Origin of the sequence: Streptomyces sp. B93, assembly GCF_018070565.1 — a bacterium.
Taxonomy (GTDB): domain Bacteria; phylum Actinomycetota; class Actinomycetes; order Streptomycetales; family Streptomycetaceae; genus Streptomyces.
Genome location: NZ_JAGPXL010000088.1, coordinates 1 through 10775, shown reverse-complemented (window position 1 = coordinate 10775; position 10775 = coordinate 1). Strand labels below are relative to the sequence as shown.

At 74.7% G+C, this 10775-nt stretch carries 11 protein-coding genes and 1 pseudogene; 8 read left to right on the top strand and 4 right to left on the bottom strand.

The genetic code is table 11. The features are described 5' to 3' along the window. The 3 genes and pseudogenes from KBY47_RS35595 to KBY47_RS37130 form a co-directional block, all read right to left on the bottom strand. Window positions 1–479, bottom strand: a pseudogene (locus KBY47_RS35595) (hypothetical protein); the annotation flags it as partial. Window positions 480–521: 42 nt separating this feature from the next. Next, on the bottom strand, window positions 522–1187 hold the full coding sequence (locus KBY47_RS35590) for a hypothetical protein (protein ID WP_210928702.1): 666 nt from the start codon (window positions 1185–1187) through the stop codon (window positions 522–524). Continuing rightward, window positions 1184–2248: an NlpC/P60 family protein gene (locus KBY47_RS37130; RefSeq protein ID WP_210928700.1), complete on the bottom strand. Its 1065-nt coding sequence runs from the start codon at window positions 2246–2248 to the stop codon at window positions 1184–1186. The genes KBY47_RS35590 and KBY47_RS37130 overlap by 4 nt, the downstream gene beginning before the upstream one ends. A gap of 257 nt (window positions 2249–2505) precedes the next feature. On the opposite strand from KBY47_RS37130, the gene KBY47_RS35580 reads away from it, so the two are divergent. The 8 genes from KBY47_RS35580 (at window position 2506) to KBY47_RS35545 (ending at window position 10193) form a co-directional block, all read left to right on the top strand. After that, window positions 2506–3027, top strand: a complete 522-nt coding sequence (locus KBY47_RS35580) for a DUF6668 family protein (protein WP_210928699.1) — start codon at window positions 2506–2508, stop codon at window positions 3025–3027. Window positions 3028–3091: 64 nt separating this feature from the next. Then, a complete protein-coding gene (locus KBY47_RS35575; RefSeq protein WP_210928698.1) occupies window positions 3092–3421 on the top strand; it encodes a hypothetical protein in 330 nt (109 codons plus the stop codon). A 39-nt stretch (window positions 3422–3460) separates the two neighbouring features. Next, window positions 3461–4210, top strand: a complete 750-nt coding sequence (locus KBY47_RS37125) for a hypothetical protein (protein ID WP_210928697.1) — start codon at window positions 3461–3463, stop codon at window positions 4208–4210. Next, on the top strand, window positions 4210–5496 hold the full coding sequence (locus tag KBY47_RS35565; protein WP_210928696.1) for a hypothetical protein: 1287 nt from the start codon (window positions 4210–4212) through the stop codon (window positions 5494–5496). The genes KBY47_RS37125 and KBY47_RS35565 overlap by 1 nt, the downstream gene beginning before the upstream one ends. Beyond that, window positions 5483–6982, top strand: a complete 1500-nt coding sequence (locus tag KBY47_RS35560) for an SCO6880 family protein (RefSeq protein WP_210928695.1) — start codon at window positions 5483–5485, stop codon at window positions 6980–6982. The genes KBY47_RS35565 and KBY47_RS35560 overlap by 14 nt, the downstream gene beginning before the upstream one ends. A 64-nt stretch (window positions 6983–7046) precedes the next feature. Beyond that, window positions 7047–8522: an ATP/GTP-binding protein gene (locus KBY47_RS35555; RefSeq protein ID WP_210928693.1), complete on the top strand. Its 1476-nt coding sequence runs from the start codon at window positions 7047–7049 to the stop codon at window positions 8520–8522. 58 nt (window positions 8523–8580) lie between these two features. Further along, on the top strand, window positions 8581–9786 hold the full coding sequence (locus KBY47_RS35550) for a hypothetical protein (RefSeq protein WP_210928692.1): 1206 nt from the start codon (window positions 8581–8583) through the stop codon (window positions 9784–9786). Next, complete coding sequence (locus KBY47_RS35545) at window positions 9783–10193, top strand: DUF4913 domain-containing protein (protein WP_210928691.1); 411 nt, start codon at window positions 9783–9785, stop codon at window positions 10191–10193. Before KBY47_RS35550 ends, KBY47_RS35545 begins: the two co-directional genes overlap by 4 nt. A 52-nt stretch (window positions 10194–10245) precedes the next feature. Here KBY47_RS35545 and KBY47_RS35540 read toward each other — a convergent pair. Then, a partial coding sequence (locus KBY47_RS35540) for an RICIN domain-containing protein (protein WP_210928690.1) occupies window positions 10246–10775 on the bottom strand: 530 nt, incomplete at its 5' end.

The following is a 10775-nucleotide window of genomic DNA, read 5'->3' as shown; positions in this document are numbered from 1 at the left end:
GCGGCCCCCTCGTCGAGGCGCGCGGCGAGTTCCGCGGCCTCGTCCAGGCGGCCCGCCCGGAGGTGTTCGGTGACCTGGGCCAGCGACCCGGCGTAGGCGTCGGGTCCCGGGCGCGGGTCGGGGCCGGGCTCGCGGGCCGTCGCCGGGCCGGTGGGCGGACCGGCGTCGACGGGGTCCGGGACGCCCTTGTCGCCGCGCCTGCGCGAGACCCGTTCGCGCCGCCCGCCGCCCGGGAGTTCGGCGACCGCCCCGTCCGGTGAGACGGCCAGCAGCCACACGGTGCCGTCCGGCTCGGTGGCCCGGGCCCGCACCGGGCGGCCGAGCCGGGCCGCAGCGGCGGCGACCGCGCCGATGGCTCCGGCCCGGCCGGGATGCCGGGCGGCGGGCACCAGCGGGCCCGATGCGAGGACCCGGCCGTCGTCGTCCACGGTGAGGGAGTAGACCGGCCAGGCGGGCACTTCGGTGGAGCCGTGCGGCATGTGCGTCTTCTCTCCGGCTGGTGGGGGACAGGACGGTCCGGGCTACCGGACGGCGACGTCGGCGACCCGCCACGCCTGACCGGCCGCCGCGCGGGTGAGTCGTACGTACGCGACGACGGTGGTGGGCTCGCCCGTCCACCGGTCGGAGCCGTGCGGGGAGGCGGTGACCGCCCACTGCCGCCAGGCCTCCGTGACGGTGTCGGGCGGTATCGCGGCGTCCGGGGCCCGCTCCAGGGTGACGTCGGTGGCGGCCCGGTGCCCGGCCCACTCCCGCCACTGGGCGCCGGGGACCGAGCGTGGCTGGTGGCCGCGCAGGCGGCGCGCGTAGGCCGGGGTCAGCCAGCCCGCGTCCGCGGCGCGCACCCCGGCGTCGTGCGGGCCGCTGTCCGTGACGGTGTCGAACGTCCACAGCACGGTGAGCGCGCCCCGGGCGACCGCGTCGGCGTCCCGCTGGTCGACGTCGGCGGGCCGGGGGACGTCCACCCGGGGGGTGCCCGGGGTAGCCGTCGGCAGCGGGGTGGCCTCGCCGGGGCCGGACGGCGAGGGGTACGGGCCGGTGCCGGTCGCGGCGGGAGCCGACGGCGCGGCGGAGGCCGCCCCCGTGTCGTCGCCGGAGCCGGAGCCGGAGCCGCAGCCGCCCAGCGCGAGCAGGAGCGCGAACGTCACCGCGGCGAGGCCCCGCGGGTCCGGAGTGCGGCGGACAGTCATCCGAAGCGCCTCACCTTCTGCGGCTTGTCGGCGTAGTAGGGCTGGTCGAGGCGGTCGATCCGTACGACGTCACCGGTGCGCGGGGCGTGGATGAACTGGCCGTCGCCGAGGTAGATGCCGACGTGGTCGAAGGTGCCGTTCAGGCTGAACCCGATCACGTCACCGGGCCGTATCGCGTCGCGGGACACCGCCCGGCCCGCGCCGACCTGGAGCTGGGAGACCCGCGGCGGCAGGACCTCACCGCCGCTGGCCTGGTAGACCGCGTACTGCACGAGGCTCGAACAGTCGAACCCGACCGTGTTCGCGCCCTGCGCGAAGCCCCGCCCGGGCCCCTCCGGCCCGCCGCCGCCCCACGCGTACGGGGTGCCGAGCCACTTCCTGGCCGCGGCCACCACCCGGTCGCCGAACGCGCCGCCGCTCTCGGCGGTTCCGGTCCCGGTCGGCACGCCGTCGGTGTAGTCGGCCATCGACGCGATGATCCGGGTGACGTAGGTCTGGGTCTCCGGGTACGGGGGGACGCCGCCGTACGTCTCGACGGCGCCGGGTCCGGCGTTGTAGGCCGCGAGCATCAGCCGGGTGGGGTCGCCGTCGGCGTCCGTCGAACCGACCTTGTCGGCGAGCCAGCAGTCGTAGCGGGCCTGGGTCATGATGGCGTCGCCCGGCGTGAAGGGGTCGGCCACCCCGTCCGGCTCGGCGCTGCCGTCCCGGCCCGCCGCGTCGACGCCCCAGGTCGCCCAGGTGCCGGGGATGAACTGGCTCAGGCCCCGCGCGTCGGCCGGGCTGACCGCGCTGGGGTTCCAGCCCGACTCGGCCTCGATCTGGGCGGCCAGCAGCGGGGCGCTGACCTCGGGACAGAGCTGCGCGGCCCGCTCGATCCACACCACGAACTCCGCCGGGGCGCGCCCGGGGGAGAAGGCGGTGGCGAACCCCTCGGGGGCGGGGTCCCGTTCCTTCCCGGCGGCCCCCAGCACCGACAGGCCGAGCAGGGAACCGACCAGCCCGAGGGCGGCGCAGCCCGTCGCCAGCGTCGCCGACCTCACCCCTGTGGTCAGGCCGCTCATGTCCAACCTCCCTAGGAACCGGCGCCGTTCGGAAGACGCGCACGCACAGCAGGGACAACTTGTCCCGTCTGTCGCTTACTTCAGGAATTGCTACTTGTGCACGGTAAGCAACTTATGTATAACTTGCGGCAGTTGAGTCAACTGCTGAAGGAGTCGCCGTGGCGGGGGATGTGCCGGAAGTCAATCCCTGGTTGCCGCAGCCGCGCCCTCCGGGGAGCAGCAACGGGAAACCCCGGCGATCGGTTCAGGAGATGTCGGTGAAGCTCTCGGGCCCGGCGGCACCCCAGGGCGTCGGAGTGCCGCGCCCCGAGCACGCGCTGCCGGTGGCCCGGCCGCCGCGCGCGGACACCGGGCACTCCTGGTGGTGGCTGGGCGTGCACGGCGGCGCGGGCGTCTCCACCCTGGAGCGCGCGGTGCCCGGCGGCCGGGACGCGGGCCGCGCCTGGCCCGCGGCGTCCGCGTCGGCGACGGTGCCCGTCGTCCTCGTCGCCCGCTCCAGCGCGTACGGCGTCAAGGCGGCGCAGAGCGCGGCACGGCAGTGGGCGTCCGGGATGGTCACCGGCGTGGACCTGCTCGGCCTGGTGGTCGTCGCCGACGCCCCCGGCCGCCGCCCCCGGACCCTGCACAACCTGGTGCGGCTGGTCTCCGGCGCGGTGCCCCGGCTGTGGGAGATCCCGTGGGTGGAGTCCTGGCGGCTCGGTGAGCCGCCCCTGGCCCATCTGCCGCGGGAGTGCGCGCCGCTGTCCCGCGACCTGACCCGTCTCACCCGACCTGCTTGAGGCCCGATCCGCTTGAGGCCCCGACCTGCTTGAGGCCCCGACCCGACCACCCCGGAGGAACCCGTTGTCCAGCCTGCTGGCGGCCGTATCGGACGCCTCACTCCACCTCGCCCCGTTGGCCGACCTCGCCGCGGCGCCCAACCAGCCCTCGGGCGTCCCGGACGTCGGCGGCGGAGAGGCGCCGCCCGGCGCGGAGGGGCTCCTGACGGTCCTGAAGTGGGTGGCCTGGAGCGTCACCGCCCTCTGTGTCGCGGGCATCTTCGGCGTCGCCGCCCGGATGGCCGTCGACCACTCCCGGGGCGGTGGCCGCGAGCACGCCAGGGGCCTCGGCCTGGTCCTCGGGGCGTGCCTGTTGGTCGGCTCCGCGTCCGGGATCGTCGGCGCGCTCGTCTGACCGCCCTGACCTGACCACCCCTGAGGAGGGAGAAGCGACATGCCAGAACCCCGCGACCGCGTGGCCGCCGACGAGCCGCGCAGTCCCTGGCTGCGCGGCGGCTTCGTCCTCGCCGCCGCGTTCGTCGGCTTCGTCACCGTGATCGGCGCGGCGCTCGCCGTGGGCTCGGACAATCCCGGCGAGGACGACGCCGCCACCCCGCCCCGGACGCCGGAGACGCGGACGTCCGCCCCCGCCGCCGACGGCGGCGACTGCCCCGAACTCACCGACCGGGCGCGGGACATCCCCGCCGCCGCCCCCGCCGACGTGACCTGGACCCTGTACGGGTCCGTGGCCCTGCCCTCCTCCCGGGCGGCCGGGCCCGCCGTGACCGACGACGACGTGGCCCGGTGCTACGCCCGCACGCCCCTCGGCGCCCTGCTGGCCACCAGCCAGATCAGCGTGCGCTACCTGGCGGCCGGCGACTGGCGGGAGGTGACCCGCGCCCAGACCGTCGGCGCGGGCCGCGACGCCTACATCGCCGACCGCGGGGAGGCGGAGCGCACGGCCGACGCGGACGGGGCGACGGGCGCCGTGCACGGTCAGATCGCCGGGTTCCGGTTCGTCACGTACCACGACACGACGGCGGTGATCCAGACCGTGTGGCGGTTCCCGGACGGCCGTATGCAGTCCGCCACCACGACCGTGCTGTGGCGCGACGGCGACTGGAAACTGGAGTACCCGGCCGATCCGGCCGCCCCCACCCCGGTGGACTCCCTCGCCGGGTACACCGCGTGGGGAGGCGTCTGATGGCGGGCTGCGACTTCGGCTGGGTGGCCCCGACGATCGGCGGCTACTGCGTGGGCGACGGGGCGGGCACCACGCCCGACGACCTCGGCGACAGCGCCTTCGACGACATAGCCGAGAGCGCCGCGCAGGCGGCGAGCACCACCGTGAAGGCGCTCGGCGGCGCCTGGATGAACCTCGGCACGCCCGATCTGACCGACGGCGCGGGCCCGGTGGCGTTCCTGCGCGGCTCCACGCTCTGGTTCACCTCGTTCGCCGCCGTGCTCTGCCTGCTGGTGGCCGCCGGGCACATCGCCTGGCAGCGCCGCGGCGAGCCCGCCCGGCAGGCGCTGCAAGGGCTGCTCAACCTGGTGGTGGTCTCCTCGGCCGGGGTCGCCGCGGTGAGTCTGCTGGCCGTGGCGGGCGACAAGTTCAGCGTGTGGATCATCGACCGGTCCACCGGCTGCGAGCAGATCAGCGCCACCGGCGACCCGGTGGCGGCCTGCGTCGCCGAGTTCGACCGGCGCACCTCGGCGATGCTGGCGCTGGGCGGCACGGAGTCGTCGTTCCTCGTCCTGCTGATGGCCCTGCTGGTGGTCGTGGCCAGCGTGGCGCAGATCGCGCTGATGATCGTACGGATGGCCATGCTGGTGATCCTCACCGGAACACTGCCGCTGGCGGCGGCGGCCAGCGGCACCGCGGGCGGCCGGGTGTGGTTCCGCCGGTCGGTGGGCTGGCTGCTGGCGTTCGTGCTGTACAAACCGGCCGCCGCCGTCGTGTACGCGGCGGCGTTCGCGATGGGCGGCGAGAGCCAGGGCGGTGACGCCCAGGGCCAGGGCGTGGTCTCCATGGTCTCCGGGGTCGTCCTGATCGTGCTGGCCTGTTTCACCCTGCCCGCGCTGATGCGGTTCGCCGCGCCCGTCGTGCAGGCGGCGGCGTCCGGCACGGGCCGCGCTCCCCGGGCGGCCACCGCGGCGGGCGGCCCGGTCACGGCCACCGGCGCCCTGCCCGTACCGCAGCTGCGGAACCTGGCCGCGGGCCGGTCGGTGTCCGGCGCCGCGCTCACCGCCGAGGGGGCGGCGGCCACCGGCGGCCGTACCGCACCCGGTCCCGCTCCGGCCCGCGGCGCCGACGGCGCGGCGCGCGGCACCCCCGACCCCGAGCGCGTCCCGGGCGGCCCCGCCCGGCCGACGCGCCCCGACGACACCGAGCAGACCGACGCGTACGACGACGAGGCGGCGGCGCCCGTACCGGTCCCCGACCGGGACCCCGCAGACGACCGGCAGGAGAAGCCCCGTGGCAGTCACTGAAGCACCCCGGCCCCGCACCTACGGCAACTTCCGCAGGCCCCGCACCTCCGGCCTGCGGGGCCTGTCGCTGGGGGCGACCCTGTTGCTGTTCGCCGGACTGGTCGCCGTGGTCCTGGCGACCCTCGTCTCCACCTGGGCGGCGCTCGGCCTCGCCCTCACGCTGGCCGTGCTCACGGCCCCGCTCGCGGTGCGCGACCGGCACGGCCGCACCCTGATGCAGCGCGGCGCGGTCCGGCTGGCCTGGTGGCGCACCACCTCCTCCGGCGGCCACCTGTACCGCTCGGGCCCGCTGGGCCGGGCCGGTTACGGCACCTGCAAGCTGCCCGGTCTCGCCGCCGGGTCCACGCTGACGGAGGCTCAGGACGGCTACGGCCGCCCCTTCGCGGTGATCACGATCCCGTCGACCGGCCACCACACCGTCGTCATCTCCTGCGACGCCGACGGCGCCGCCCTCGTCGACGAACAGCAGGTCGACACCTGGGTGGCGCACTGGGGGCAGTGGCTGTCCACCCTGGGCGCCGAGCCGGGCCTCGTCGCCGCGAGCGTCACCGTGGAGACCGCCCCCGACACCGGGGTGCGCCTCCAGCAGGAGATCGCCGCCAACGCCGTCGACGACGCCCCCGATCTGGCGTCCGCGATGCTCCGGGAGGTCCTGGCCGCCTACCCGGCCGGTTCCGCGCAGATCGCCACCCGGGTCGCGTTGACGTACTCCGGCGCGGCCCGCCCCGGCTCACCCCGCCGCAGCGCCGAGGACATGGCCGTGCACATCGGGACCCGGCTGCCCGGACTGACCGCGGGACTGTCCATGACCGGCGCCGGTACGGCCGTACCGATGACGGCGACGGAACTCGCCGAGGCCGTACGTGTCGCCTACGACCCGACCGTGGCGCCCCTGGTCGAGGAGGCGCGGGCCACCGGCGGCTCCGGACTGACCTGGGACGAGGCCGGGCCCATGGCCGCGCAGGAAGCCTGGGACCACTACCGCCACGACGGCGCGTACAGCGTGACCTGGGCCATGACGGAGGCCCCGCAGGGCGAGGTCTTCTCCAACGTGCTCACCGGCCTGGTCCAGCCCAGCCGCGACATCGCCCGCAAACGCGTCACCCTGCTGTACCGCCCGCACAGCCGCGCCGAGGGCGCCCGAGTCGTCCAACAGGACTACAAGAACGCCCTGTTCACCGCCCAGCAGTCACAGATCGGCCAGGCCCGCGACGACGCCGAGGTGACCGCGGCCCGCCGCACCACCGAGGAACAGGCGCAGGGCCACGGCGTCATCCGCTTCGGCCTGCTGATCACGGCCACCGTCACCTCCGCCGCCGAACTGGCGACCGCCGCGGCCGCCGTGGACAACCTGGCCCCGGCCGCCCGGATCGCCGTACGACCCGTCTACGGCTCCCAGGCCGCCGCCTTCGCCGCGGCACTGCCCCTCGGCCTGGTGCTGCCGCTGCACACGGCGCTGCCCCAGACCGTCCGGGACGCGATGTAACCGCCGGACGGAGACGGCGGCACGGCAGGGCTCGACGCAGCAGCAGACACCAGGAGGACCCCGCATGGCCCGCACCACCAAGGAAGCCCGCCCGCCGCGCCCCACCGCACGGGGCTGGCCGGGCCCCGGCGGCGGCACGGTCGGCTACGTCGACCCCGCGCCCGAATGGCGCGGCACCACCGTCCAGGTCTGCGGCCTGTGGCCGTTCGGCGCCGGAGCCGGAACGCCCATGGTGGGGGTGCCGCTGGGCCGGGACCTGGACTCCGGCGCCACGGTCTGCTGCGACCCCGTCTCCTGGTTCATGCGCACCGGCCTGCTCGCCAACCCGTCCATGTTCGTCCTCGGCCGCCCTGGGCTCGGCAAGTCCACGGTCGTACGGCGCATGGCGCTCGGCCTGTCCGGCTACGGCGTCCACCCCCTCGTCTTCGGCGACCTCAAGCCCGACTACACCGACCTCATCCGGGCCATCGGCGGCCAGGTCATCAGCCTCGGCCGCGGCCGGGGCAACCTCAACGTCCTCGACCCCGGCGAGTCCCTCCAGGCGGCGGCCCGGCTCACCGGCGACGCGCGCCGCCGTCTGCTCGCCGACATCCACGGCCGCCGCCTCCACATGGTCTCGGCGCTGGTGACGATCCTGCGCTCGGCACCGCCGACCGACCGTGAGGAGACGATCCTGTCGGCCGCGCTGAACGTCCTCGACGACCGTACGGGCGCTCAGACGCCGGTCCTCGGCGACCTCGTACGGGTCATCAAGGACGCCCCGGAGGCGGTGCGCTCGGTCGCCCTGGACCGCGGTGACCTCGCCCGCTACCGGGACATCACCGAGAACCTGGAGGCGTCCCTGACCGCCCTGCTCGGCGACGGCAGGCTCGGCGGCACCTTCGCCCGCCCCACCACCGAGCCGATGAAGCTGGACCGCCCGGTCTGCTTCGACGTCAGCGGCATCGACGACAGCGAGACCCTGCTCCAGGCGGCGGCCCTGCTCTCCTGCTGGTCCTACGGCTTCGGCGCGGTCTCCGCCGCGCACGCCCTCGCGGACGCCGGACTGGAACCCCAGCGCAACTACTTCCTCGTCATGGACGAGCTGTGGCGCGTCCTCCAGGCGGGCCGCGGCCTCGTCGACCGCGTCAACGCCCTCACCCGCCTCGACCGGCAGCGCGGCGTCGGCCTCGCCATGGTCACCCACAGCATCGACGACCTCCTCGCCCTGCCCACCGAGGAGGACCGCACCAAGGCCAAGGGCTTCGTCGAACGCGCCGGGATGGTGATATGCGGGGGGCTGCCCCCCGCGGAGATGCCGCACCTGTCCCAGGTCGTGGAGCTGACGGAGGCGGAGAAACGCCTCCTGACCGACTGGTCCACCCCGCCCGCCTGGGACGCCACGGGCGGCCGCCACACCGACCCGCCCGGCCTCGGCAACTTCCTCATCAAGGTCGGCAGCCGCCCCGGCATCCCCCTGCACGTCGACCTGACCAAGGCGGAACTGGCGGTCAACGACACCAACAGGCGCTGGAACAAGCAGGCCCCGCAGAAGACGTGAACCGTTCCCCCCGCCACTCCGATGTGCCTGACGACGTCAACAAGGAGGAGGACCAGCGATGGCCGGCGAACAGGACAGGGACAGGCAGGGATCACCCGATTCGACAGGCAGCGGCAACTCCGGGCAGACGGCGTCCAGCACCAGCGTCTCCAGCAGTGACAGCTACACCACCGCACCGGAGGTCTGGAGCAGTCTGCCTGACGACCCTCCCAGCGATCGGCAGATCAAGGAGACGCGGCGGGACAAGGAGAGGGTGCGGCTGCCCGCCAACTTCGACCCGGAGTCGCTGCGGCAGCTCCCGGAGCGCAACCCCTTCTACTCGACCGCCATCCAGGGCTGGGCGTACGTGGCCCGGGGCAGGACGTTCACGTCCGCCCTGAACCGAGCGGGAACGGCGTACCGGTGGGTCGAGGCGAACCGGAACCAGATCGCCGCCATCGGCGGCGGTGGGACCGCCGCCGTCCTCCAGGGCGCCGGCATCCTCGGCCAGGACGCCGCCGCGCCCGCCCGGACACCGGGGCAGGCCGCCTACGGCGCGGGCACCGGGGTGGCCGCGGCGCTCGGCGCGCTCAGCACCGTCGAGGGCCTGCGCAGCGTCGCGCTGGAGCTGCACCGCCGTTACACCGGCCAGGGCCCGTCACCCGAGTTCAAGAAGTCCAAGTGGAGCAACCTGGGAGTGTGGGTCACCCAGGCGATGCAGGCGGGAGGCGCCGCCGCCTACGGCTACGGGGCCAGCGGCCACCAGCAGGACGCCAACAGCGCCTACCTCACCCAGGGCATCGGCGCGTTGTCCCTCGGGGCAGGGACACTGGCCCAGCCCCTGGCCGAGTGGTACGCCAACCGGAACAACACGCAGTCCACCAGGCAGGACACGACGCAGGGCACGGAACTGAGCGACCTGCCCTCCTCGGACCGCCGGTCCACGACCAGCCGGCACAGCAGGGCCACCGCCCAGGACCAGCCGGTGGCCCCGGTGGCCCCGGTGGGCCAGTGGGAGCAGTACGACCCGCGGCTCTGGGAGACCGCCACTCAGGACCGGCCGGTCGCCGAGTCGTCGCGCATGGGACAGATGCGCGGCGCCATGGAGAACCCCGTGGGCAGCTCCTCCGCCTTCATGTCGCCCAACACCGGCAACGGCGAGCAGACACGGCGGTCCAGCCAGTCGACGCAGTCCACGCAGAGCAGTCAGTCGTCCTCCCGGCACCAGCACGGGCAGGGCAGCGACCGCAAGGGCAAGGGGCCCGCGAAGAAGAAGGGCCGATGACGTCCGACAGCCCCGCGGAGGAGCCCGAGCAGCCGCAGTTCATCCTCTACCTGAACGGCGTCGACTACGCGCGGACCCTGCGCCAGCTCACGCTGTGGGCCCACCACGTCCTGCTCCCCGTCTACGGCAGGGAGGTCACCTCCGGGGAACCCTGGTGTTCCCGCTGGTGGGAGCACCCGGAGGCGGTCGCCCAGCTCCACGGCCTGTGGCTGGCCTGGGGTGAGCTGACCGGCCCCGGCTCCGGGATGTGCGGGCCCGCCAACTGGCACCGGGACTACCTGGGACCGGTGATGACCTCCCTGCGCGACCCGTCGGGCCCCTTCGCGGGCTGCAAGCCCGGCAACCACCGTGCGAAGGAGGTCCCGCCGGTCGACGCCAAGGACCCGTTCGGAGAGCCCGCCCGCTAGCGGAGGCGTCCCCGTCACCCGGTGCCGGATGACGGGGACGCGCCTGCTCCGGTCAGGGCGTGCGGAACACCCACCGGTGGTCGTCGGTGTCGCTGCACGGGTACAGCGTGGCGTTGGTGTGCGCCGCCGCCTTGTCCGTGCGGGCCACGTCCAGGCACATGTCACCGCTCTTCTGGTTGCGGATCCAGTAGGCGCCGTCCGGGCGCCTGTCCAGCCACCAGAGCTGGTTGTCTGCGTCGGTGCCGTCGCAGTGGTACTCGGTCACGGGCGTCGTCGCGCGCACGGGGCCGTAGTTCGGCAGGTCGAAGCAGAGACCGTCCTTGGCGTTGCGGATCAGGTAGAGGTCGGCCCCCCGCGTGCCACCGCCCTTCACCCGCCGCTCCAGTGTCCAGCGCTGGTTGTCGGCCCCGGACGGCTCACAGGCGCCGTCCTGGACCTTGCCGTCCGGCTTGCCCTTTCCGGTACCGGGCAGGTCGACGCAGAAGCCGTACTTCTTGTTCTTGATCAGGGTCACGCCGGTGGGGATGGCGGGGTCTGGTTTGGCGGTCGATTTCGGCTTGGTGGATGGGGACGGGGTGGGGG